The sequence below is a fragment of the Kaistia hirudinis genome, assembly GCF_014196455.1.
Taxonomy (GTDB): Bacteria; Pseudomonadota; Alphaproteobacteria; order Rhizobiales; family Kaistiaceae; genus Kaistia; species Kaistia hirudinis.
In genome coordinates this window covers 377176-399872 of record NZ_JACIDS010000005.1, presented here as the reverse complement: position 1 = coordinate 399872, position 22697 = coordinate 377176, and the positions used below count along the sequence as shown (strand labels likewise).

Genomic DNA, 22697 nt, shown 5'->3' with positions numbered 1-22697 from the left:
TAGAGGGTTGCCATAAGTGCATGCAAGGGCGCGAGCCATGCATTCTTGTGAGTTCTCACCGACAATTGTTTCCGAATCATGGCGCTTCGGTCAGAATCGCCGCGACCGGCGACTCAGGCATCGCTCCGGGTTTCGGGCCCGTTCCAAGGCAAGCGCGTGAAGGCCAATCTCGACGCCATCGACTGGAAGATCCTGAAAGAACTTCAGGACGACGGCCGTATCACCAATGTGGAGCTTGCGCGGCGCGTCGGGATCTCGGCGCCGCCCTGCCTCAGGCGCGTCCGCGCGCTGGAGGAGAGCGGCATCATCACCGGCTATCGGGCGCTGGTGGACGAGAAGGCGCTCGGCTTCGACGTGACCATGTTCGCCATGGTCGGGCTCGCCAGCCAGGCCGAGGCCGATCTTTCGGCCTTCGTGGCGCGCGTGCAGGGCTGGTCGATCGTGCGTGAGTGCTACATGCTCTCCGGCGAGGCCGACTTCATCCTGAAATGCGTGGCGCCGACCTTGCGCGCCTTCCAGGCCTTCATCGAGGAACTCACCTCGGCCTCCAGCGTCGAGAGCGTCAAGACCTCGCTGACGATCCGCCGCGTCAAGGACGCCCCGGCGGTGCCGATCGGGTAGGGCGCCGACCCGGTCAACCGGAACCGCGCGCTGCCTCGCCGCGGAACAAGGCACCATGTTTCGCCATCAGGTCGGCGATCCGGTCGGCAACCGTGCGCACGGCCAGGGCGTGACGCTCCTCATGATGGCTGACGAGCCACTGGTCGGTCTCGAGTTCGGTGATTGGTTCTGTCATGCGCACAAGGCGGGGATCGCTGTCGCCGACGAAGCAGGGGAACACCGAAAGGCCGGCGCCTGCTGCGACCAGTTCCCTGACACTCGCCGTGTCATTGCCGCGCACACTGATCCGGTCGCCGTGGCGGGCCTGGATCCAGCGTGCCGAACGGGTCTGGCCGGCCTCGCCGCTGACGCCGACGAAGACGCCGGCCGCCGCGCCGCCCACCGAGGTGGCGCCGGCATAGATCGCATAGGCCACTCGGCCGATCAGCCGTCCGGCCAGCCATTGCTCGGTCGGTCGCTGGTTGCGGATGCCGAGATCAGCATGGCGCCGCCCGATATCGACCTTCTCGTTGGCTGTAACGAATTCCAGCGCGAAGGGGTCTTGAACGGTCCAGATCGTGCCGATGTGGCGGGCCACGAAGGCGGAGGTCCAGGCGCCGGCCGAGAGGCGGATCACCCGTTCGCCGGCCACGCCCTCCCGCCACTGGCGCAGCGACAACATCGCCGCCTCGACTTCCGCCGCCCGGGACAGGAGCTGTTCGCCCGCATGGGTGAGACGATAGCCGCTCTGCAAGCGATGAAACAGCGGCTCCCCGATCGCGCGTTCCAGCTCCGTCATCCGCCGTCCCAGCGTCGCGGCGCTGAGACCGGTCGTGCCGACGGCGGCGCTCAGTCCGCCCAGCCGCGCGACATCCAGAAACAGTCTCAGATCGTTCCAGTCGAGCTGCATTTTTCATTTCTGCAAAGAACGTTGCGTACCTTGCTCTGTTGCCGGCTCGGGAGGCAAGGCCATCATGCTACTGCGAGATCAGGGAGTAGCTTCGATGAATGAGACGAACCGCACGCCGCCGCGATCGCTGGGGCGCTCGGGCCGCACGGTCGGCGCGATCGGCCTTGGATGTTGGGCGATCGGCGGCGCATTCTCGATGGATGGTCGGGCCGATGGCTGGGGCGACATCGACGACGCGCAGTCCACCAGCTCCATCCGACTGGCGCTCGACCTCGGCTGCACGCTGTTCGACACGGCCGATGCCTATGGCACCGGCCATAGCGAGGCTGTGCTGGGCGCTGCCCTCGGGCGGCGGCGGCTGGACGTCGTGATCGCAACCAAGTTCGGCTTCACCTATGATCCGGTGACGAAGAGCCTCGGCCGCATCGACGTCTCGCCGGCTTATGTGGAGTGGGCGTGCCGGCAATCGCTCGATCGGCTCGGCACGGACTATATCGACCTCTATCAGATCCATCCCGGAGAACTCACCAAGCCCGAGGCAGATCGGGCGGCCGAGGCGCTGGAGCGCCTGGCGGAGCGCGGTCTGATCCGGAACTGGGGGTGGAGCACGGATAATGCCGAGTTGGCCGCGCGCATGCTGGCTTTTCCGCATTTCGTCGCGATCCAGCAGGAACTCAGCGTCTTTCACGACAATCCCGCCATGCTCGCCCTGTGCGAGCGCGAGCACCTTGCCAGCCTCAATCGCTCGCCGCTCGCCATGGGGCTTCTGACCGGCAAGTTCTCCGCGACATCGGCGCTGGGGGCCAGCGATGTGCGAGGCGCCGGCCACGCGTGGGTGCGCTTCTTCCGCGATGGTAAACCCGATCCGGAGGCGCTCTCGCGTCTCGCGGCTCTGCGCGAATTGCTCCAGACCGGTGGTCGCAGCCTTGCTCAGGGTGCGCTCGGCTGGAATCTCGCCCGCTCGTCGCAAACGATTCCTGTGCCCGGCTTCAAATCCGAGGCGCAGGTACGCGATAATCTCGGCGCTATCGATAAGGGGCCGCTGCCGGCCGGCGTCATGGCTGAGATTGCCTCAGTCCTTGAGCGGCATGCGGCGACGGCGCTCTAGCAAAGAACCTCGTCACGGAGATGACGCAGCGCCTACCGCGAGCGCGCCAAGCTTCGTCGCCGTGTTCCAATTCCGCCCGGTGCCTTTGAGGCCGAGCTTCTTCTCGATCAGGGGGAGAGTCAGCTTCGACGGGCCGATGCCGTCGGGATAGACGACATAGAGCATGTCGGCGACCGCTGCGATCCGCTCGCGTCCCTTGATGGCGGTGCGGAGTGCGGCGATGTCGTCCGGCTTTGCCTCGCCCTTGAGGGCGATGAGCACGAGATGGCCCGGATCATCCGCCGCTTCCTGGGGGAAGGGGTTGGCGGCGAGGCGCGCCGACCAATCAGCCGCCGATCGGACAAAGAAATCGGTGTCGAGGCCGAGATGCTCGCGCGCCGCGCTTTCGAGCCGCGCCTCGAGCGCGCCGTCGGGTGGGTCGGCCGTCTCGAAGACGAGATTGCCGGTCTGGAGCAGCGTGCGGGGATTGCGAAGGCCGAAGCCTTCGCAAAACGCCTTGAGCTCGGCCATCGCGATCTTGCCTGTGCCGCCAACATTCACGGCGCGCAGCAGGGCGATCGCGGTCGTCATCGGACGACCGCGCGCGACGGCTCAGTTGAAGCGGACGTCGAGGATCTCATAGGAACGCTCGCCGCCCGGCGCCTGCACCGCGACGGTGTCGCCGACGGCCTTGCCGATCAGGGCGCGCGCGATCGGGGAGGAGATCGAGATCCGGCCCGACTTCACGTCGGCTTCGAGATCGCCGACGATCTGGTACTTCTTCTCTTCCTCGGTGTCCTCGTCGATGAGCTTCACGGTCGCGCCGAACTTGACCGTCTTTCCGGTCAGCTTCGAGACGTCGATGATCTCGGCGCGGGACAGCTTGTCCTCGAGCTCGGCGATGCGGCCCTCATTGAGGCTCTGCGCCTCCTTGGCGGCGTGATATTCGGCGTTCTCGGAAAGATCGCCATGCGCCCGCGCCTCGGAGATCGCCGCGATGATGCGCGGGCGCTCTTCGGAGGTGAGGCGCTTCAGCTCGATTTCGAGAGCCGCGTGCCCGCCGGCGGTCATAGGAACCTTTTCCATGGTGTTCCAAGCCTTTTCTTCGTCGTTTGTCCGCGCGGAAGGCCGCGCGAACACAAAAATATCCGGTCCGGCTCCTGAGCCGGCCCGCTCTCACCTGTAGATCAGCAAGGTGGGGAACACCCTCCGCCGCTTCAAGCGGCCCCGTTCCCCGTCCCTCGGCCCGCCGTCAGGCGGACCGAAGCAAGGAGTGTCCTCTACGACGGCGGCAAGCGCAAGGGCTGTTTTCCGCCGTTTTCGCCCGCCCTGCTTTCAGGCCGCGTCGAAATAGGACTGCAGCGGACGCACTTCCAGCACGCCGGTCGCATAGGCCTCGATGCCGAGCGAGGCGGCGATGGCACCGGCGAGGGTCGTATAGTAGGGCACCTTGTGCAGCAGCGCCGCACGCCGCATCGAGCGGCTGTCGCCGAGCGCGCGGGCGCCTTCCGTCGTGTTGAAGACGAGCTGCACGTCGCCGTTCTTGATCGCGTCGACGATGTGCGGACGACCCTCCAGCACCTTGTTGATCTTGGTGCAGGCGATGCCCTCATCGGTCAGGAAGCGCTGCGTGCCGCTCGTCGCGATGATCTTGAAGCCAAGCGCGGCGAGGCGGCGCATCGGCTCGACGATGCCTTCCTTGTCGGCGTCCCGCATCGAGACGAACACGGTGCCGGAGACGGGCAGGGCGCTGCCGGCGCCGAGCTGGCTCTTGGCGAAGGCGACGGCGTAGTCGCGGTCGAGGCCCATGACCTCGCCGGTCGAGCGCATCTCCGGCCCGAGCAGCGTGTCGACGCCCGGGAAACGGGCGAAGGGGAACACCGCTTCCTTGACGGCGATATGGTCGAACACCTTCGCCTTCAGCGCGAAGGAGGCGAGGCTCTCGCCGGCCATGATGCGCGAGGCGATCTTGGCGAGCGGCTTGCCGATCGTCTTGGCGACGAAGGGCACCGTGCGCGAGGCGCGCGGATTGACTTCGAGCACGTAGATCTCGCCGTCCTTGATCGCGTACTGGACGTTCATCAGGCCGCCGACCTTGAGCGCGAGGGCGAGGCGCCGCGTCTGCTCTTCGAGCTCGGCCAGCGTCTCGGCGGAGAGCGAGTGCGGCGGCAGCGAGCAGGCGCTGTCGCCCGAATGGATACCCGCCTCCTCGATATGCTCCATGATGCCGGCGACGAACACGTCCTTGCCGTCCGAGAGCGCATCGACGTCGATCTCGATCGCGTCGGAGAGATAGCGGTCGAACAGCAGCGGGTTCTTGCCGAGCAGCGTGTTGATCTGGCCCGTCTTGTCGTTCGGATAGCGCGCCTTGACGTCGGCGGGCACCAGCTCCGGCAGCGTGCCGAGCAGATAGTCGCTGAGCGCCTCGTCCTCGCGGATCACCTGCATGGCGCGGCCACCGAGCACATAGGACGGGCGGACGACCAGCGGATAGCCGAGATCGGCGACGACCAGGCGCGCCTGCTCGACCGAATAGGCGATGCCGTTCTTCGGCTGGCGGATGCCGAGCTTGACCAGCAGCTTCTGGAAGCGGTCGCGATCTTCTGCGAGGTCGATCGCATCCGGCGAGGTGCCGAGGATCGGAATGCCCGCAGCCTCGAGCGCACCGGCGAGCTTCAGCGGCGTCTGGCCGCCGAACTGCACGATGACGCCATGCAGGCGGCCATTGGTCATCTCCGTCCGCAGGATCTCGAGCACGTCCTCAGCGGTCAGCGGCTCGAAATAGAGCCGGTCCGAGGTATCGTAGTCGGTCGAGACGGTCTCCGGATTGCAGTTGACCATGATGGCTTCATAGCCGGCATCGCGCAGCGCGAAGGCGGCATGGCAGCAGCAATAGTCGAACTCGATGCCCTGGCCGATCCGGTTCGGGCCGCCGCCGAGAATGACGACTTTCCGTGCATCCGACGGTTCGGCCTCGTTCACGGCCGTGCCGGCGAAGGGGGTCTCGTAGGTCGAATACATATAGGGCGTCGGCGAGGCGAACTCGGCCGCGCAGGTATCGATGCGCTTGTAGACCGGGTGGACGCCGAGCTTGCGGCGCATGCCGGCGACATCCGACTCCACACCGCCGACGAGGCTCGCCAGCCGCTGGTCGGAGAAGCCCATCGCCTTCAGGCGGCGAAGCGCGGTGGCGGTCTTCGGCAGGCCGTGCGCGCGCACCTTCGCCTCGGTCTGCACGATGGCCTCGATCTCGCGCAGGAACCACGGGTCGATCTTGCAGATCTCGTGCACGGCATCGACGGAATGGCCGAGGCGGAGCGCCTGCGCCACCTTGAGCAGGCGGTCGGGCGTCGGCGTGCCGATCGCGGCGCGGACAGCGTTCTTGTCGTCGCCCTGGCCAAGGCCGGGGATCTCGATCTCGTCGAGGCCGGAAAGGCCCGTCTCCAGGCCACGCAATGCCTTCTGCAGCGATTCCTGGAAGGTGCGGCCGATCGCCATGACCTCGCCGACCGACTTCATGGCCGTGGTCAGCACCGGCGAGGCGCCCGGGAACTTCTCGAAGGCGAAGCGCGGGATCTTGGTGACGACATAGTCGATCGTCGGCTCGAACGAAGCCGGCGTCGCGCCACCCGTGATGTCGTTCTCGAGCTCGTCGAGCGTGTAGCCGACCGCGAGCTTCGCCGCGATCTTGGCGATCGGGAAGCCGGTCGCCTTGGAGGCGAGCGCGGAGGAGCGCGACACGCGCGGGTTCATCTCGATGACGATGAGGCGGCCGTCGTCCGGATTGACGGCGAACTGCACGTTGGAGCCGCCGGTCTCGACGCCGATCTCGCGCAGCACCGCAAGCGATGCGTCGCGCATGATCTGGTATTCCTTGTCGGTGAGCGTCAGCGCCGGAGCGACGGTGATCGAATCGCCCGTATGCACGCCCATCGGATCGATGTTCTCGATCGAGCAGATGATGATGCAGTTGTCCGCCTTGTCGCGGACGACCTCCATCTCATACTCCTTCCAGCCGAGGACGCTCTCCTCGATCAGGACCTCGTTGGTCGGCGAGGCGTCGACGCCGCGCTCGACGATCTCGATGAATTCCTCGCGCGTATAGGCGATGCCGCCGCCGGTTCCGCCGAGCGTGAAGGACGGGCGGATGATGGCGGGCAGGCCGATCTCGTCGAGCGCCGGCAGCGCCTCGGTCAGCGAATGGGCGAGGCGCGAGCGCGGCGTCTCCAGCCCGATCTTGGTCATGGCGTCGCGGAAGAGCTCGCGGTCCTCCGCCTTGTCGATCGCCTCGGCGGTCGCGCCGATCATCTCGACGTTGAACTTGTCGAGCACGCCCATCTTCTTGAGCGACAGCGCCGTGTTGAGCGCGGTCTGGCCGCCCATGGTCGGCAGCAGCGCGTCGGGGCGCTCCTTCTCGATGATCTTCGCCACGATTTCGGGCGTGATCGGCTCGATATAGGTGGCGTGGGCCAGCTCCGGATCCGTCATGATCGTCGCCGGATTCGAGTTGACCAGAATGATCCGGTAACCCTCGTCCTTCAGCGCCTTGCAGGCCTGCGTGCCGGAATAATCGAACTCGCACGCCTGGCCGATGATGATGGGGCCGGCACCGATGATCAGGATGGATTGAATATCTGTACGCTTCGGCAATTTGGTCTCGCGCGGCACGAAGCACCCGCGCGGCGGCTCCGGCGAGTGTTCAGCTGGGGGTCGATTCAGGCTAGGGCGGCCTTATAGGGGAAAAGGCGGGGAGGGGGAACCCCCGCACGCGGATCCGGAACCGCCGTGCCCGCCAGAGGGTTGAAGCACCATGGCTGGCGGACGCCGTCCTGCGGGGATAATCTCGCAGCAGCATCCATCGGTGCCGGGGGCCACCCTCTCGCGGAAGGACACGAACTCATGCGTCTCGACAACCAGCGCGAAAGCAGCAATGTCGAGGATCGGCGCGGCGACAGTTCCGGCGGGCTCGGCGGCGGAGGCTACCGGCAGGCCGGCATGGGCATCCCGCTGCGCGGCGGCTCGCTCGTCACCATCGCCGTCCTCGTCGGCATCGGCTGGCTCGTGTTCGGCATCAACCCGCTGCAGATGCTGTCGATGCTGACCGGTGGCAGTGGCTCCGTCACGCAGGAGGACAGCTACCAGCCGTCCTCGCCGCGGAGCACGCAGACCAGCCAGAATGGCGGCTTCGAGGATGCCGGCAAGCAGTTCGTCTCCAAGGTGCTGGGCAGCACAGAGGATGTCTGGACCGAGATCTTCGCAGCGGGCGGCAAGACCTACAAGCCGACGCCGCTCGTCCTCTTCTCCGGCGCGACCGGCTCGGCCTGCGGCACGGCCAGTTCGGCGACGGGCCCGTTCTATTGCCCGGTCGACGGCAAGGTCTATATCGACCTCGCCTTCTATCGCGAGCTTCGCGACCGTTTCGGCGCGCCGGGCGATTTCGCGCAGGCCTATGTCATCGCGCATGAGGTCGGCCACCACATCCAGGACCTCGTCGGCGTGCTGCCTGAGTTCAACCGCCAGCGCCAGCAGATGAGCAAGGCGCAGGCGAACGAGATGTCGGTGCGCGTCGAGCTGCAGGCCGATTGCTATGCCGGCATCTGGGCGAACCGGACCGACAAGCAGGGCATGCTCGACCCGGGCGACATCGACGAGGCGCTGAATGCCGCGACGCAGATCGGCGACGACGCCATCCAGAAGCGCAGCCAGGGCTATGTCGTGCCGGACTCGTTCACGCACGGCACCTCCGCCCAGCGCAGCGCCTGGTTCAACCGCGGTTACAAGACCGGCCGCATGGACCAGTGCGACACGTTCTCGGGCAGCATCTGACGTGCGATGAGCGAACAGGCCATCCGCGAATTCGCCACGCGCCTGCTCGCCGAAGGCCCGCAGGCGCTCTCGACCCGCGATCGCAAGCTGCTCGAGAAGATCGCGCGTCGCCGCACGGTCGCGCGCAACATCAATGCGGAGTTCGAGGAGCAGCTCACCTTCGGCGAGCGCGTTTCGGACCGTGTCGCCGAGATCGGCGGGTCCTGGGCCTTCATCATCGGCTTCGGGACGCTGATCATCTTCTGGGTGATCCTCAACTCCTTCATTCTGGTCCGCTGGAACGGCAGCTTCGACGCCTACCCCTATGTCTTCCTCAACCTGATCCTCTCGATGGTCGCGGCGATCCAGGCGCCGGTGATCATGATGTCGCAGAACCGGCAGTCGGATAAGGACCGCCTCGCGGCGGCGCATGACTACGAAGTCAACCTCAAGGCCGAGATCGAGATCGCGGCGCTGCACGAGAAGCTCGATCAGCTGCGCTCAGGCGAGATCACCTCCATCCTCGATCGCATCGAGACGCTGCTGGAGCGGCACATGGCGGAGGATGATCGACGGGAGAGTCGGGCTCGGAAAGTCAGCGAGGGCTGACCGAAGGCCTATGCGAGTCCCGCGGCCTTGCGCCATTTCTGCAGCCTTGCCCGCGTATTGGCGTAGGGCGAGGACGTGTTGAGCTGGATCATCCGGCCGAGCGGCCACTTGCCATACCAGGGCACGCCATAGAGCGACTGGTCGGATTGCGCCGCTATGAGCGCCACGATGTCGTTCTTCGCCCGGCGGAGCCGATCGATGAGTTCGGGGTAGGGCAGGTCGTCATAGTCGCGATAGAACTTTTCCGCGAGGCGTCCGAGTTCGTCCCAGCGATATCCCGTCTCGGGGAAATCGACCGCCGCTCCCGCCTCGCGGCGGGCCTGCCATTTGAGGACCAGTTCGTTCCAGCCGACGAGATAGGCGACCGCGTCGCGCACGCTGATCTGCGAACCGGCGCTGTGGCCCTCCATGGTGGCCTCGCCGACCCGGTCGGTCGGGATCGCCTCGATCACATCCATGAGCTTGGCGAAGCTGGTCTCGATCGCCGCGAGAAGGCTCTTTCGATCGGACGGGATGGCCATTCTGTCAGTGCGACGCCGGTTCGATTCTTCAATACCCGCCGACCGACAGCATCCAGTTGATCACCTGGCGCCAGTCGGTCATGCGGATCGGCGTGCCGTGCGAACCGGTGTTGAACAGCACGAACTTCGCCGGATAGCCGGGCGCCTGCTTGCGGATCGTCTCGTAGAAAGCGGCCTGCGCCTTCCAGTCGAAGACATTGTCGTCGCTGCCATGACCGAAATAGAGCGGGATGCGCCGCCCGCCGGGCTTCATCGCCGGATTGCCGAAGAAGGCGGGATCGTCCAGCGAGCCGAGCAGCAGCATGCCCGAGAGGATCGCATTGATCTGCGGGTCCTCCATCAGCTGCCAGCAGATATTGCCGCCGAAGGAGCCGCAGGCAAGGATCATGGGCGCGCCGGGTGAGCGCCTGGCATAGGAGAGCATGAGCGCCTTGACGTCGGCCGCGCCGCGATCGTTGAAGTCGGTGAAGTCGGGCGAGAGATAGACCCCGCCGGCCTTCACGACCATGTTCTTGATCCGGTTGAAATTTCCGCCGAAGGTCCAGTCGTCCGCGCCGAGGAAGCGGGTGCCGTTCTGGCCGTGCAGGAAGACGACGATCATCTTCGCCGGCTTGTCCACCGCGCCGACGCCGACATAGCGCAACTTGCGGCCATTGCCGCCGGTGTAGTCGTAGTGGCCCTGCGACCAGTTCACGCCGGTCGACACATATTGCCACTTCACCTTGCGCTCGGGGATCTCGTCGCGCTGGTGGATGTCGCGCATCTTGTCATAGGCGACGACGATGAAATTGCCGTCGTCCTTGGTCTCCAACACCTTCGGTAGGGCGAAGAGATCATCCTTCATCGATGGCAGGCGGACGTCGGCGCGCGCGGGGGCGGCGGCCGACAGCGCGAGCGCGACGCCGAGCAGCGATGCGGCGGCGAGGGCTGAAGCCCGACGGAGAAGTCCCTGCATCACTCGCCTCTGATCCACGATTCCGTTGCCGCGGGCGACAAGATGGCATCACAGCCCCCCGCCGCCAACTCCCTCGCGCTCCGTCTGCGCCATTGTGTCCGTTCAGGGAACGTTCAGTCCGTTTCGACGATTGAGGCGTGGCGACCTGCCACGATTGTTTCGTGATGGGGTCGCCGCATTGCCGCTTTCTCGTGATCGAATGCGGCGAATCGTTCAACGACGGTGCGTCGTCGAGATGCACGTCGCGCGAGGAAGGGAAGTGGAAGCATGAAGGCACTCGGAATCGTGGCAGCAGCGTTGCTCGGCGGCGTCGCCGTGGCGGCCGCGGGGGTTGCGACCGGGTTGGTCGACGTCCCCTACCGGATTTCGCTGACCCCGAAATCGGAGCCGGTCGCCGAAACCATCGGCACGCCGGCGCCGGCCGATGCCACCACGGACACGGACTCGTATGATGAGGCGACGGCCGCCGCGGCCGCCGCTCCGGCAAAGGCCGCGCCTGCGCCAGTCAAGGTCGTCGCAGCGCCGCCGAAGCCCAAGCCGAAGCCGGTCGTCTCCGCGCCCGCGCGGCCGCGGCCGACCCCGGTCGTCAATGACGCGCCGAGCGGCACGATCGACTATTTCTTCAATGCGCTCGCGCCCTATGGCTATTGGGTCGCCGATCCCGACTATGGCTATGTCTTCGTGCCGAAGCGGCGCGGCGCCGGCTGGCGTCCCTATCAGCAGGGCCAGTGGGTCTGGACCAATGATTATGGCTGGTATTGGGAATCCGACGAGCCGTTCGGCTGGGCGACCTATCACTATGGCCGCTGGGACTATAACCCCGACTATGGCTGGTTCTGGGTTCCGGGCGACGAATGGGCGCCGGCCTGGGTGACCTTCCGCGTCGGCCGCGATGCCATCGGCTGGGCGCCGATCGCGCCGGACAGCACCGGCTATGCCTATGGTGCGCCGCGCCGCTATGAGGCGCCGGTTGCCGAAAGCTGGGTGTTCGTCGACCGGGGCCAGTTCGGTGCCGGCGATGTGGGCCGCTACGCCGCGCCGATCGACGAGGTCGGCGGCTATCTCGGCCGCGCCCGCGACGTGCGCCAGCCGCAGTTCGAGGATGGCCGTTACTACAATGCGCCGATCGGCAGGCCGGACCGGCCGGGCCGGGAACTGGTTTTCGTCGATCGTCAGGACGGCATGTTCGCCGATGAACGCGACGGGCGGATCGGCGTTTTTCGGCCCAATATCGACGACGGCTCCTTCGACCAGCGTCCGCAGCGCGTCATGCGCGACCTGCCGCAGGCCGACCGTCCGATGATCCAGCAATATGTGTCGCCGGACGCAGCCGTGGGCGGACTGGTCTCGGCCGCGCTCCTCCAGGTTCTCAATCCCGGCGAGCGGCAGGATCTGCGCCGCGATCGCGCTCAGGATTCGGGCAATGCGCTGGCCGCGCAGGTCGCGAAGCTGAACTCGGAAAAGGCCGCTCTCGTGGAACAGCAGCGCCGCGACTCCGCCAACCGGCAGGCCGAGATCGATGCCGCGGTGAAGAAGGCGGAGGCCGAACGCGCCGCCGAGCAGCAGCGCATCCAGGCGGAGCGCGCGGCCAATGCCCCGCCGCCGCCGAAGCCCGCCGCCGAGCAGCCAGCCGCGCCGCCGGTCAATCCCCCGGCAGAACCCGCGCCCCAGCCGGCTGAGCCGGCCCCTGCACCCAAGCCCGCCGAGCCGGCACCTGCGCCTCAGCCTGCGGAACCTGCGCCGGCTCCCGAACCGGCCCCGGCCGCCGAACCGGCACCCAAGGCAGAGCAGCCGGCCGCGCCGGCCGAGAAGCCGCGCCGCAAGCGCCCGCCGCAGCAGGAGGACGCGCCCGCGCCGCAGCCGGCCGCGCCTGCCGAGGCCGTGCCTCCGCCGCCCGCCGAAACGCAGGCCCCGCCGCCGCCCGCAGCCGAGCAGGCTGCACCGGCTGAGCCCACCGCGCCTGCCGAGAAGCCGCGCCGCAAGCGTCCGCAGCAGGAGGAACCTGCCGCTGCGCCGCCGCCTCCTGCCCAGGAGGCGGCGCCGCCGGCAGCCGAGCCGCAGCCCGCGCCTCCGCCGCCTCCCGCCCAGGAGCCGCCGCCTGCGCCGGCTCCGACGCCTGAACCGGCCCCGGCCCCTGCCGCCGAGCCGGCACCTGCGCCAGCGCCCGAGCCGACCCCGCCCGCGCCGCCGCAGGCCGAGCCCGCACCGGCGCCCGCGCCTGAACCCGCGCCCGCACCGGCACCGTGCCCCGAGGGCACGCAGCCTCAGGCGGATGGAAGCTGCGCCGCGCCGCAGTGAGAACAGTTCGGGCGAAGCGGAGGCCGCTTCGCCCGAATCCATTGCATATGATGCGAGATGCTAACGGCGCGGACGGCGCTCAGGAGGCGGGGTCGTAGATCCGGTCGCCCTGTTCGTCGATGATCTGCTGGCCCTTCATGATGATGAGGGCGACCGCGTCGTCGCGGCTCGAATGCTTGTCGACGCGGATGAAGCGATAGCTCTTCACCGAGCCATCGATTTCCTTCTCGATGAAGCCGGCAACCTGGAACTGGCCGCCCGATGAGATCGGTGCCGGGCGGATGTGATGCCCGCGATATTCGACGGCATCGTCCGTCGGCTCGCTCGCGCCCTTGCCGCCGAAGAGCTTGCTGAAAAATCCGGCCATGGGCGTGCTCCTGTTGTCGTCGTGGGGCCGAACCTAGCCAAGTGAGGTCGCGCGCGCCATCCCGCTCTTGGTCAATCGCGAAGATCGAAATCGGCGAGCCGCAACGCGAATTCGCTCGGCGCGAAGGCCGGCGCGACGAGATCCTCAGCGCCCCAGGGCGTGATCGAGCGATAGCGCCCCTCCGCCGGGTCGCGGTGGACATGGATCTTCAGCGCGATGGCGTCGATCACCCAGAGCTCGCGCACGCCGAAATGCGCATAGACGAGCGCCTTCGGGCCGAGGTCGTAGCCGAGGGACGAGTCCGACAGTTCCACGGCCAGGAGGACGTTTGGGCCGCGAATATCGCTGATGCCGATGCTGCGCGGAAAGACCAGGAAATCAGGTTCGAGGAACGTATCGGCGGCGAGCCGAAATGTGGTCTCCGGGATGAAGACCATATCGCGCGGACAGGTGCGGCCCCAGCGCAGGACGATCTCGAACTTCAGCGTCTCGTGCCGGCTGCCCTTCGCGTTCATCGGGATGAGCTCTCCGCCCAGCAACTCGACCCGCTCGCCCTCGCGGATCAGCCCGACTTCGCCCATGCGTTCGACCTCCTTCACCGTGAAGGTGCGGCGGGGCAGATCATCCGTTCCGGTCAGCGCGCGCATGTTCATGGCGGATATCCTAAACGAAAAGGGCCGCCCTTTCGAGCGGCCCTCTCATTTCGTCGCCCATCGGGCAAACCGTCAATTGTCCAGGAAGCTCCGCAGCTTGCGGCTGCGGCTCGGGTGCTTGAGCTTGCGCAGCGCCTTCGCCTCGATCTGGCGAATGCGCTCGCGCGTAACCGAGAACTGCTGGCCGACTTCTTCCAGCGTGTGGTCGGTGTTCATGCCGATGCCGAAGCGCATGCGCAGCACGCGCTCCTCGCGCGGCGTCAGCGACGCAAGCACGCGCGTGGTGGTCTCGCGCAGGTTCGACTGGATCGCCGCGTCGATCGGCAGGATCGCGTTCTTGTCCTCGATGAAATCGCCGAGATGCGAATCCTCCTCGTCGCCGATCGGCGTCTCGAGCGAGATCGGCTCCTTGGCGATCTTGAGGACCTTGCGCACCTTTTCGAGCGGCATGGCCAGCTTCTCGGCCAGTTCTTCCGGCGTCGGCTCGCGGCCGATCTCGTGCAGCATCTGGCGCGAGGTGCGGACGATCTTGTTGATCGTCTCGATCATGTGCACCGGGATGCGGATCGTGCGGGCCTGGTCGGCGATCGAGCGCGTGATCGCCTGACGGATCCACCACGTTGCATAGGTCGAGAACTTGTAGCCGCGGCGATACTCGAACTTATCGACCGCCTTCATCAGGCCGATATTGCCTTCCTGAATCAGATCAAGGAACTGCAGGCCGCGGTTCGTGTATTTCTTCGCGATCGAAATCACGAGGCGGAGATTGGCCTCGACCATCTCCTTCTTGGCCTGACGCGCTTCCTTCTCGCCCTTCTGCACCATGTGCACGATGCGGCGATATTCGGTGATCTCCAGACCCGTCTCCGTGGCGAGGTTCTGGATATCGCCGCGCAGTTCGCGAATCCGGTCCTTGCCGTTGGCGACGAAGTCCTTCCAGCCACGGCCGCCGAGATTGGCGACGCGGCGGAGCCAGTTCGGGTCAAGCTCCGAGCCCTGATATTCGCGCAGGAACTCCTCGCGCGAGACGCGATAGCTCTCCGCGAGGCGCAGCAGCTTGCCCTCGGAACTGACGAGGCTCTTGTTGATCGCGTAGAGCTGCTCGACCAGCGAATCGATGCGGTTCTGGTTGAGCGAGAGCGACTTGACCTCGAGGATCAGGTCGTCCTTCAGCTTTTTGTAGCGGCGCTCCTGGCTCGGCGAGAGCGTCTCGTTCTTGAGACGGCCTTCGACGAGCTGCTCCTGCAGGCGGCGCAGCTTCTTGTAGTTCTCGGCGACGTTCTCGAAGGTCTCGACGACCTTCGGCTTGAGCTCGGCCTCCATGGCGGCGAGCGACATGTTGTTCTCGAGATCGTCCTCGTCGTCGCCCTCGGCCTCCGGCGGAACCGGCGGCTCGGCGTCTTCGGCTTCCTCGTCGAATTCGCCGCCGGGGCCGGCAATCGGCGCGTTCTTCGCATCGGGGCCGGCATAGGTGGCCTCGAGGTCGATGATGTCACGCAGCAGGATCTTGCCTTCGGCCAGCTCGTCCTTCCAGATGATGATGGCCTGGAAGGTGAGGGGGCTCTCGCAGAGGCCCGCGATCATCGTCTCGCGGCCGGCCTCGATGCGCTTGGCGATGGCGATTTCGCCCTCGCGCGAGAGCAATTCGACCGAGCCCATCTCGCGCAGATACATGCGCACGGGGTCGTCGGTGCGGTCGGTCGGCTCGCGCGCCGTGGTCGTCTTGGCGACGGCGGTACCGGTCGATTCGGTCAGTTCGCCCGAATCGTCGTCCGCATCCGCGCCCGGCTCCTCGGCTTCCTCGACCTCGTCGGCCTCGATCACATTGATGCCCATTTCGGACAGCATCGAGAGGATATCCTCGATCTGTTCCGAGCCGACCTGCTCGGAGGGCAGGACGGCATTGAGCTCGTCATAGGTGACAAAGCCGCGCTTTTTGGCGACCTTGATCATCCGCTTGACGGCGGCATCGGAGAGGTCCAGAAGCGGGCCGTCCTGAGGCTCGGCCGCCCCCTCCTGCGCCTCGTCGTTCTCCTGAACCTTCGTCGCCATGCTCTTCTCCGTCTTGGCGTCGACGTCGCGCCAGACTGTACCGTCCGTCGCGCCAGGCCTACGCCGATCCAACTTCGTTTCGTGCCGGCGGGTTTCACCGGCGCTTCGCTTGAACTAGACTTTTCCCGTTAAGGTCCGCCTAACCTTCCGCCACCTTTCGGTCTAGACGGATTTGAGGCGCTTGCCCGAATTCGCTCCAAATCCTTCGATCAGAGCTTCCGTGCCTTCGCTGTTCGCCAGCTGGTTCTGGATGTCGACGAGGTGCGCCAGATTGGCATCGCTCGGGTCGGAGGCGAGTGCAGCCTCGGCATCCTTGAGCTCCTTATGTAAAGTGCGCGCTTTCCTATGCAAGGTCAGTGCCTGAATCCATCCGTCCAGCGCGTCCTCGTCAGAGGCTGCGGCGTCCGCCTGCCACAATCCGTTGCGCTGAATCTGGTGATCGAGGCGCGTGATCAACTCGCCCGTCTCCGATCCGGCCAACCGACCGCGCAGAGCCTCCGCCGCCACATGAGGCTCATCGGCCGCAATCTCTAGGATTTGCGAACGAAGAGAGTCAAGTTCGCGATTCGCAAGCTCGATCTCGGCGAATGCTGCAAAGTGCTCCGCAATCAACGCAGGGTGGTTGACCATGGTCATCACCAGGAGGATTTCGCGCGGCTTCGGCGTCGCCCGGCTGAGCGTTTCCTGAAGCCCGCGGGACACCTGAACCGGTCGGGTTCGGAGGCTCGGAACATAGTGCGGCGCGTCCCCGCCGGAACCCCGCCGCCCGCCGGGACGCTGGCGTTCGCGCCGGCCCTGCACATCGGCGGCGGGCGCGAACAGCGCCTTGAGCCGCTCGCTGAATGCCATCTCATAATGCCGGCGGACGGTCTCGTCGCCGATGCCGCGCGCCATGGTCCGCATGCGCGCCTCGAACGCGGCGCGCCGCTCCGGCGTCTCGAGGCCGCCCTGTTCCGTCTCGCGCATCCAGATCAGGTCGACGAGCGGCCGGGCGGCGTCGAGCACCGACTTCATCGCGTCGCGCCCTGATTCGCGGATCAGGTCGTCGGGGTCGCGGCCTTCGGGCAGCAGGGCAAAGCGGACGCTCTTGCCCGGCGCCAGCAGGGGCAGGGCGAGATCGGCAGCGCGATAGGCCGCGCGCACGCCCGCCTTGTCGCCATCGAAGCAGAGGATCGGTTCGGGCGTCAGCCGCCAGAGCAGGCCGAGCTGGTGTTCGGTGAGCGCGGTGCCGAGCGGCGCGACCGTATTCGGAAAGCCGGCGATCGCCATGGCGATCACGTCGACATAGCCCTCGACGACGATGAGCGTGCCGGCGCCCTGCAGCGCCTTGCGCGCCTCGAACCCGTTATAGAGCAGCTCGCCCTTCTTGAAGAGCGAGGTCTCCGGCGAGTTCAGATATTTCGCCTGCGCGTCCGGCGAGAGCGCGCGCCCGCCAAAGGCGACGATGCGGCCGCGGAAGTCCGTGATCGGGAACATCACGCGGTCGCGGAAACGGTCGAAGGAGACCGGGATGTCGTCGCCGGTGATCAACAGGCCCGTCGCGACCATATCCTCCTGCGGCACGCCCTTGGCGGCGAGATATTCCTTGAGCGCGTTGCGCGCGCTCTTGGCGTAGCCGAGGCGGAAGCGGCGCTGGATCTCCGGGCCGAGCGCGCGGCCGTTCAGATAGCCGCGGGCCACGGCGCCGTCGCGCGATTGCAGTGTCTGTTCGAAGAAGCCGGCCGCGAGTTCCATGACCTCATAGAGCGAGGCGCGGCGCTTCTCCTCCGCCTCGGCGCGCTCGTCGCGCGCGGGCATGGCGAGGCCGGCTTCGCCGGCGAGGCGCTCCACCGCCTCGGGGAAGGAGACGCCCTCAAGCTCCGTCAGGAAGGTGAAATGGTCACCCGAGGCGCCGCAGCCGAAGCAGTAATAGCGGCCCTTGCGGTCGTCGGCGTGGAACGAGGGCGACTTCTCGCCGTGAAACGGGCAACAGGCCCAGTAATCGCCCTTGGCCGGCTGCGACTTGCGTCGGTCCCACGCGACGCGCCGCCCCACGATGGACGAAAGCGGAAGCCGCGCCCGTATCTCGTCGAGGAAGGAGGGCGGAAAGCGCATGGTGATCCGAGGTGTGAAACAACCAGTATGTAGGGTGTGGGCCGCCTGCGGCAAAGCGGAAGGGCGGGATTATAACCGAAATCGCCCCGCGCTTTCAGCGCCCGATGGCGGAGGGGACGGCATCGCCCCATTCGAGCCGGCGGGCGATACGGAAGGCTTCGCCCTCGCGTCGCGTCACCAGCACCTCTTCAAGATCGCCCGAGGCGCGGCAGAGCTTCAGTCCGACCCGGCCTGAGGCGGCGCGGGGCGGGGTGAGGACGCGCGCCGCGATCGGCTCCGCCTCGGTGCGGGAAGCGACGAGATAGGCAAATTTCTCGTCCTCGAAGGGCGAATCGGCCTGCTTGGTGCGCCGGTGCAGCCGGCTTCGCGGCAGGCGGACGGCGAAATGGCACCAGTCGGGCGCGGCGACGGGACAGGGCGCGGCATGCGGGCAGGGCGCCGCGATCCGCGCGCCCTCCGCGATCAGCCCGTCGCGCGCCGCGAGGATGCGCCGCCAGCCGGCCGGCGTTCCCGGCTCGACGATGACGAGGGCGCCGCTCGTCGCGCGCCAGGCCGCCGCGATCAGGCGCTGCCGCGCGGCCTCGTCGAGTTCGTCCAGCACATAGGCGATGGTGACGAGATCATGCGGCGTGAACGCCGGCAGGGTGACGCCGAGATCCGTCGCCGACCATTCATGCGCCGGCGCGCCCGCGGCTGCGGCCAGCCTTGCGCAGGCGGCGCGCATCGCCGCGCTCGCTTCCACGAGATGAGCCGATCGCAGCGTTGTCCAGGTGTCGGAGGCGGCGAAGAGGGCGGTGCCGGGGCCGGAGCCGAAATCGAGCTGGCTCAGCGGCGCGAAATGCGGCAGAGCCGCTTCGGCGGCGGCCAGCGCGCTTCGGCTCGCCGCGAAGGTTGCCGGCAGGCGGGCGGCGAGATAAGCCGCCGCCGCCTCGTCGTCGGAAACATGCAGCCTGCCGTCCCGCAGCTCCGCACGGTAGCGTTCGGACAGCACGGAAGCGGCCCGCGCGAGCCGGTCGGTCGAGACGCCGTCCAGCAGCCCCTCGACCGCGGCGCGGAGCGCGGGCGGCAGCTCCACGGCGCTCAAGCGGTGAGCGCCGCCTTGACCGCCGCGCTCGCCTTGGAGAAGTCCATCTGGCCGACATGGCGCGTCTTGAGCTCGGCCATGACCTTGCCCATGTCCTTGACGCCCGCGGCGCCCGTATCGGCGATCACCTTGGCGATGGCGGCCTTGGCCTCGTCCTCGGACAGCTGCTTCGGCAGATAGTGCTCGATCACGGCGATCTCGGCGCGCTCCTGCTCGGCGAGTTCGGCGCGGCCGTTCTCTTCATAGATGCGCGCCGATTCGAGCCGCTGCTTGACCATCTTGGCGAGCAGGTCGACGAGCTCCGTATCGCTCGCCTGGGGCTGGCCGGCGCCGCGGGCGACGATGTCGCGGTCCTTGATCGCGGCGCTGATCAGGCGGAGCGCGCCCGTGCGCTGCTTGTCCCGGGCGAGCGTCGCCGTCTTCAGATCGGCTGTGATGGCCTCACGCATGGCTCTCTCCTGAGCTCTCTTTTGGCGGAAAATCCGGCGCACCATAGGGGCGCAGCCGGGCGCCTTCAACCACAATCGCAGCCGGGATTCGGCTAAGGCTTTGAAACCGAAAGACTTTGCCTTTCGACGCGCCGCTTGACGGCAAAAGGCGCTTCTCCTAGTTTCCGCGCCGGCGCGACATGCGGCGAACCTTTGTGGTCCGGCCGCGTTTTGTCGTGCGCAGATGGCTCCCTATATCGAGGGCCAGCCCGCCGAACGCAATGGACAGCCGATGACCGATGTGACGACCGCCGATGATGCCTGGGGTGAGGATGCGTGGGCCGAGCCCAAGGCGACCGCGCTTCTGATCCTCGCCGACGGAACGACCATCGAGGGGCGAGGGATCGGTGCGATCGGCCATGCCGTCGGCGAGGTCTGCTTCAACACGGCGATGACGGGCTATCAGGAAATCCTGACCGACCCGTCCTATGCCGGGCAGATCATCACCTTCACCTTCCCGCATATCGGCAATGTCGGCACGAATGACGAGGACATCGAGACCGTCAACATGGCCTCGGCCTCGGGCGTGCGCGGCTGCGTCCTGAAGACGGACATCACCAGCCCGTCGAACTATCGCGCGCTCCGCGGTTTCGACCTCTGGCTCAAGGCGCGCGGCATCATCGGCATCACCGGCGTCGATACGCGCGCGCTGACCGCGCTGATCCGCGAGAAGGGCATGCCCAATGCCGTGATCGCGCATGCGCCGGACGGCGTGTTCGATCGCGCGGCGCTCGGCGCCGAGGCGTCGGCCTGGCCGGGTCTCGTCGGCATGGATCTCGCCAAGGACGTCACCACGGGCCAGTCGTTCCGCTGGGACGAGACGCCGTGGGTCTGGAAAGAGGGCTTCGGCCGGCAGGACGCGTCCACGTTCAAGGTCGTCGCGGTCGATTACGGCATCAAGCGCAACATCCTGCGCCTGCTGACCGAGGCGGGCTGCGAGGTCACCGTGCTGCCGGCGACGGCGACGGGCGAAGACATCCTCGCGCACAAGCCGGATGGCGTCTTTCTCTCCAACGGCCCCGGCGATCCGGCGGCGACCGGCGAATATGCCGTGCCGGCGATCAAGGACGTGATCGCGGCCGATGTGCCGCTATTCGGCATCTGCCTCGGCCATCAGATGCTCGGCATCGCGCTCGGCGGCGATACCAAGAAGATGCATCAGGGCCATCACGGCGCGAACCACCCGGTCAAGGACATGACCACGGGCAAGGTCGAGATCACCTCGATGAATCACGGCTTCGCGGTCGATTCGGCCTCCCTGCCGGCGAGCGTCGAGGAGACCCATGTCTCGCTGTTCGACGGCTCGAATTGCGGGCTCCGCGTCAAGGACAAGCCGATCTTCTCGGTGCAGTATCATCCCGAAGCGTCGCCCGGTCCGCAGGACAGCCATTATCTCTTCACGCGCTTCGTCAATCTGATGCGCGCGCGCAAGGGCGAGGCGCCCCTTCCGGAGCAGGGCTGAACCGAGGAGAAGCCCGTGACGGGTGCGGCGACTTCGAACGAAACCGTCGTCATCCTGAATGCCGGGGCCGGAACCATCCGCGACCGCCGGCCCGATGATGTCGAGGGCGTCGTGCGCGACGCCTTCGCGGGGCATAGCGAACCGATCACGATCGAGCTTGCCGAAGGCGACCGCTTCATCGCGGCGATCGATCGCGCCGTGGCCCGCGGATGCGGCACGATCATCGTGGGCGGCGGCGACGGCTCGGTGAATTATGCCGCGCGCAAGCTCGCGGGCGGCGACACGGTGCTCGGCGTGCTGCCGCTCGGCACGATGAACCTCCTCGCCCGCAGCCTCGGCATGCCGCAGGATCTCGAGCCGGCGCTGGCCGCGCTCGCGGAAGCGAAGCCGCAGCGGATCGATCTCGGACGCGTCAACGGCCGCATCTTCCACACGCTCGCGGGGCTCGGCTATTTCGCGGAAGTGGCGCGGGCGCGCGCCGCGGTGCGCGATGATTCGAGCCTGCCCTTCTCGCGCTATATCGCGGCGACGCGGGCGACCTGGCGTGCCTTCACGCGGGCCGGCGTGCTGCAGCTCGCGATCGAGACGGCCAAGGGCAACAAGGACGTCTCCGCCTATGCGCTGCTCGTCTCGAACAACCGCCTCTCGGCGAACGGCTTCGAGCGGGCGCGCCTCGACGAAGGCGTTCTCGACGTGCATTTCGCGGAAGGGGCGGGCATTGGTCCGCGCCTTGAGGCGGCGTTCGATATTCTGGCCGGCCAATGGCGCGAGAATCCGGCGATCAACTCGATCGATACGCCGCACCTGACCGTGCGGAGCCATCGTCCCCGGCTCTGGGTTTCGATCGACGGCGAACTCGCGCGGCTGCAGACGCCGCTGGTCTTCGAGACGATGGCCGGCGCGCTCCAGATCCTGGTGCCGCCGGCCGCCGTCGCGGACTGAATCAGTCCGGCTTGATCTCGAAGACGATCGTCGCCGTCGCGCCGATCTCCTGCGTGCCGCCCATGACCGGGGTCGGCGCCGAATCCTTCGCCATCATCGCGGCGCGGAACACGGGCTGGACGCCATTCTCATTGGCGTTGAGCGACTGGATCCGGCCGAGTTTGACGCCGGCGGCCTTGGCCATCAGCTCCGCCTTGGAGCGCGCATCCGCGATCGCATCCTTGATGGCTTCGTCGCGCAGCTCGTCGGACTTGCCGATCTCGAACGCGATGCCGCTGACGCGATTGGCGCCGGCGGCGATCACCTTGTCGAGCAGCGGGCCGGACGATTCGAGGTTCCGGATCCGCACGGTGAGCTGGTTCGACACGCGATAGCCCGTGATCGCCGACTGGCCGTCGGGCGATTTGCTCGCATCGGAATAGATCGGCTCGACGAAGAGACCGGTGGTGGCGACGTCCTTCTTGTCGATGCCGGCCTCGGCGATCGTCTTGACCACGGCGGTCATGTCGGTCGCATTGGCGGCGAGGGCGTCCTTGGCATTCGGTGCCTCGGAGACGACGCCGAGCGTCACGACCGCGATGTCCGGGGCGGCGCTGGCGGTGCCATTGCCGAAAGAGGTCAGCGTCGGCACGACGGGCGCCGACTGGGCGAATGCCGGGGCGGCGAAGGCCGCGGCGAATGCGCCGGCCAGCAGCAGGGTCCGGCAGGTGATGCGGGCCTTCGAGATCGGCGTCATGGCAGCATTACTCCTTTGGCTGTCTACAAGTGGC

At 67.0% G+C, this 22697-nt stretch carries 20 protein-coding genes; 7 read left to right on the top strand and 13 right to left on the bottom strand.

What is annotated here, in order from left to right; genetic code table 11:
• Positions 1-156: 156 nt before the first annotated feature.
• A complete protein-coding gene (locus tag GGR25_RS20440; protein WP_183400716.1) occupies positions 157-621 on the top strand; it encodes a winged helix-turn-helix transcriptional regulator in 465 nt (154 codons plus the stop codon).
• Between the two features lie 13 nt (positions 622-634).
• On the opposite strand, the gene GGR25_RS20435 is transcribed toward GGR25_RS20440, so the two are convergent.
• On the bottom strand, positions 635-1510 hold the full coding sequence (locus GGR25_RS20435) for a LysR family transcriptional regulator (RefSeq protein WP_183400715.1): 876 nt from the start codon (positions 1508-1510) through the stop codon (positions 635-637).
• 94 nt (positions 1511-1604) lie between these two features.
• Here GGR25_RS20435 and GGR25_RS20430 point away from each other — a divergent pair, with 94 nt between their 5' ends.
• Positions 1605-2618 (top strand): aldo/keto reductase, encoded by a 1014-nt coding sequence (locus GGR25_RS20430; RefSeq protein WP_183400714.1) that lies wholly within the window; start codon positions 1605-1607, stop codon positions 2616-2618.
• A gap of 12 nt (positions 2619-2630) precedes the next feature.
• On the opposite strand, the gene GGR25_RS20425 is transcribed toward GGR25_RS20430, so the two are convergent.
• The 3 genes from GGR25_RS20425 to carB all read right to left on the bottom strand — a co-directional run bounded on the left by GGR25_RS20425 (position 2631) and on the right by carB (position 7247).
• On the bottom strand, positions 2631-3188 hold the full coding sequence (locus GGR25_RS20425) for a DUF1697 domain-containing protein (protein WP_183400713.1): 558 nt from the start codon (positions 3186-3188) through the stop codon (positions 2631-2633).
• Between the two features lie 21 nt (positions 3189-3209).
• Complete coding sequence (greA, locus tag GGR25_RS20420) at positions 3210-3683, bottom strand: transcription elongation factor GreA (RefSeq protein ID WP_183400712.1); 474 nt, start codon at positions 3681-3683, stop codon at positions 3210-3212.
• A gap of 249 nt (positions 3684-3932) precedes the next feature.
• Positions 3933-7247, bottom strand: coding sequence for a carbamoyl-phosphate synthase large subunit (carB, locus tag GGR25_RS20415; protein ID WP_183400711.1), 3315 nt, complete (start codon positions 7245-7247; stop codon positions 3933-3935).
• Positions 7248-7496: 249 nt separating this feature from the next.
• On the opposite strand from carB, the gene ypfJ reads away from it, so the two are divergent.
• Together ypfJ and GGR25_RS20405 are read left to right on the top strand one after the other, a co-directional pair.
• A complete protein-coding gene (ypfJ, locus tag GGR25_RS20410; RefSeq protein WP_183400710.1) occupies positions 7497-8423 on the top strand; it encodes a KPN_02809 family neutral zinc metallopeptidase in 927 nt (308 codons plus the stop codon).
• 6 nt (positions 8424-8429) lie between these two features.
• A complete protein-coding gene (locus GGR25_RS20405) occupies positions 8430-9011 on the top strand; it encodes a DUF1003 domain-containing protein (RefSeq protein WP_183400709.1) in 582 nt (193 codons plus the stop codon).
• A gap of 8 nt (positions 9012-9019) precedes the next feature.
• On the opposite strand, the gene GGR25_RS20400 is transcribed toward GGR25_RS20405, so the two are convergent.
• On the bottom strand, positions 9020-9532 hold the full coding sequence (locus GGR25_RS20400; protein WP_183400708.1) for a ClbS/DfsB family four-helix bundle protein: 513 nt from the start codon (positions 9530-9532) through the stop codon (positions 9020-9022).
• 28 nt (positions 9533-9560) lie between these two features.
• Positions 9561-10487: an alpha/beta hydrolase gene (locus GGR25_RS20395; protein ID WP_183400707.1), complete on the bottom strand. Its 927-nt coding sequence runs from the start codon at positions 10485-10487 to the stop codon at positions 9561-9563.
• 267 nt (positions 10488-10754) lie between these two features.
• Here GGR25_RS20395 and GGR25_RS20390 point away from each other — a divergent pair, with 267 nt between their 5' ends.
• Positions 10755-12785 (top strand): DUF6600 domain-containing protein, encoded by a 2031-nt coding sequence (locus GGR25_RS20390; RefSeq protein ID WP_183400706.1) that lies wholly within the window; start codon positions 10755-10757, stop codon positions 12783-12785.
• Positions 12786-12864: 79 nt separating this feature from the next.
• On the opposite strand, the gene GGR25_RS20385 is transcribed toward GGR25_RS20390, so the two are convergent.
• The 6 genes from GGR25_RS20385 to GGR25_RS20360 all read right to left on the bottom strand — a co-directional run bounded on the left by GGR25_RS20385 (position 12865) and on the right by GGR25_RS20360 (position 19484).
• Entirely contained in the window at positions 12865-13152 is a 288-nt protein-coding gene (locus GGR25_RS20385) for an HlyU family transcriptional regulator (protein ID WP_183400705.1), read from the bottom strand.
• 71 nt (positions 13153-13223) lie between these two features.
• Entirely contained in the window at positions 13224-13805 is a 582-nt protein-coding gene (locus GGR25_RS20380; protein WP_183400704.1) for a Uma2 family endonuclease, read from the bottom strand.
• Between the two features lie 72 nt (positions 13806-13877).
• On the bottom strand, positions 13878-15857 hold the full coding sequence (rpoD, locus tag GGR25_RS20375) for an RNA polymerase sigma factor RpoD (RefSeq protein ID WP_183400703.1): 1980 nt from the start codon (positions 15855-15857) through the stop codon (positions 13878-13880).
• A 162-nt stretch (positions 15858-16019) separates the two neighbouring features.
• Positions 16020-17951, bottom strand: a complete 1932-nt coding sequence (dnaG, locus tag GGR25_RS20370; RefSeq protein WP_183400702.1) for a DNA primase — start codon at positions 17949-17951, stop codon at positions 16020-16022.
• A 94-nt stretch (positions 17952-18045) separates the two neighbouring features.
• Positions 18046-19026, bottom strand: coding sequence for a small ribosomal subunit Rsm22 family protein (locus tag GGR25_RS20365; RefSeq protein ID WP_183400951.1), 981 nt, complete (start codon positions 19024-19026; stop codon positions 18046-18048).
• A 5-nt stretch (positions 19027-19031) separates the two neighbouring features.
• Entirely contained in the window at positions 19032-19484 is a 453-nt protein-coding gene (locus tag GGR25_RS20360; RefSeq protein WP_183400701.1) for a GatB/YqeY domain-containing protein, read from the bottom strand.
• Between the two features lie 271 nt (positions 19485-19755).
• Here GGR25_RS20360 and carA point away from each other — a divergent pair, with 271 nt between their 5' ends.
• Together carA and GGR25_RS20350 are read left to right on the top strand one after the other, a co-directional pair.
• Positions 19756-20985: a glutamine-hydrolyzing carbamoyl-phosphate synthase small subunit gene (carA, locus tag GGR25_RS20355; protein WP_183400700.1), complete on the top strand. Its 1230-nt coding sequence runs from the start codon at positions 19756-19758 to the stop codon at positions 20983-20985.
• Between the two features lie 15 nt (positions 20986-21000).
• The gene (locus tag GGR25_RS20350; RefSeq protein ID WP_183400699.1) at positions 21001-21927 is read left to right on the top strand and encodes a diacylglycerol kinase family protein; all 927 of its coding nucleotides are present in this window, start codon (positions 21001-21003) and stop codon (positions 21925-21927) included.
• Between the two features lies 1 nt (position 21928).
• On the opposite strand, the gene GGR25_RS20345 is transcribed toward GGR25_RS20350, so the two are convergent.
• Positions 21929-22663, bottom strand: a complete 735-nt coding sequence (locus GGR25_RS20345) for an SIMPL domain-containing protein (protein ID WP_183400698.1) — start codon at positions 22661-22663, stop codon at positions 21929-21931.
• Between the last annotated feature and the right edge of the window lie 34 nt (positions 22664-22697).

Bases quoted from the DNA above. Each gene is read 5' to 3' on its own strand.
- carA (WP_183400700.1), top strand. From the start codon at position 19,756: ATGACCGATGTGACGACCGCCGATGATGCCTGGGGTGAGGATGCGTGG.
- greA (WP_183400712.1), bottom strand. From the start codon at position 3,683: ATGGAAAAGGTTCCTATGACCGCCGGCGGGCACGCGGCTCTCGAAATC.
- GGR25_RS20380 (WP_183400704.1), bottom strand. From the start codon at position 13,805: ATGAACATGCGCGCGCTGACCGGAACGGATGATCTGCCCCGCCGCACC.
- GGR25_RS20400 (WP_183400708.1), bottom strand. From the start codon at position 9,532: ATGGCCATCCCGTCCGATCGAAAGAGCCTTCTCGCGGCGATCGAGACC.
- dnaG (WP_183400702.1), bottom strand. From the start codon at position 17,951: ATGCGCTTTCCGCCCTCCTTCCTCGACGAGATACGGGCGCGGCTTCCG.
- GGR25_RS20385 (WP_183400705.1), bottom strand. From the start codon at position 13,152: ATGGCCGGATTTTTCAGCAAGCTCTTCGGCGGCAAGGGCGCGAGCGAG.
- rpoD (WP_183400703.1), bottom strand. From the start codon at position 15,857: ATGGCGACGAAGGTTCAGGAGAACGACGAGGCGCAGGAGGGGGCGGCC.
- GGR25_RS20345 (WP_183400698.1), bottom strand. From the start codon at position 22,663: ATGACGCCGATCTCGAAGGCCCGCATCACCTGCCGGACCCTGCTGCTG.
- GGR25_RS20430 (WP_183400714.1), top strand. From the start codon at position 1,605: ATGAATGAGACGAACCGCACGCCGCCGCGATCGCTGGGGCGCTCGGGC.
- GGR25_RS20405 (WP_183400709.1), top strand. From the start codon at position 8,430: ATGAGCGAACAGGCCATCCGCGAATTCGCCACGCGCCTGCTCGCCGAA.
- GGR25_RS20390 (WP_183400706.1), top strand. From the start codon at position 10,755: ATGAAGGCACTCGGAATCGTGGCAGCAGCGTTGCTCGGCGGCGTCGCC.
- GGR25_RS20435 (WP_183400715.1), bottom strand. From the start codon at position 1,510: ATGCAGCTCGACTGGAACGATCTGAGACTGTTTCTGGATGTCGCGCGG.
- GGR25_RS20395 (WP_183400707.1), bottom strand. From the start codon at position 10,487: ATGCAGGGACTTCTCCGTCGGGCTTCAGCCCTCGCCGCCGCATCGCTG.
- GGR25_RS20360 (WP_183400701.1), bottom strand. From the start codon at position 19,484: ATGCGTGAGGCCATCACAGCCGATCTGAAGACGGCGACGCTCGCCCGG.
- ypfJ (WP_183400710.1), top strand. From the start codon at position 7,497: ATGCGTCTCGACAACCAGCGCGAAAGCAGCAATGTCGAGGATCGGCGC.
- GGR25_RS20425 (WP_183400713.1), bottom strand. From the start codon at position 3,188: ATGACGACCGCGATCGCCCTGCTGCGCGCCGTGAATGTTGGCGGCACA.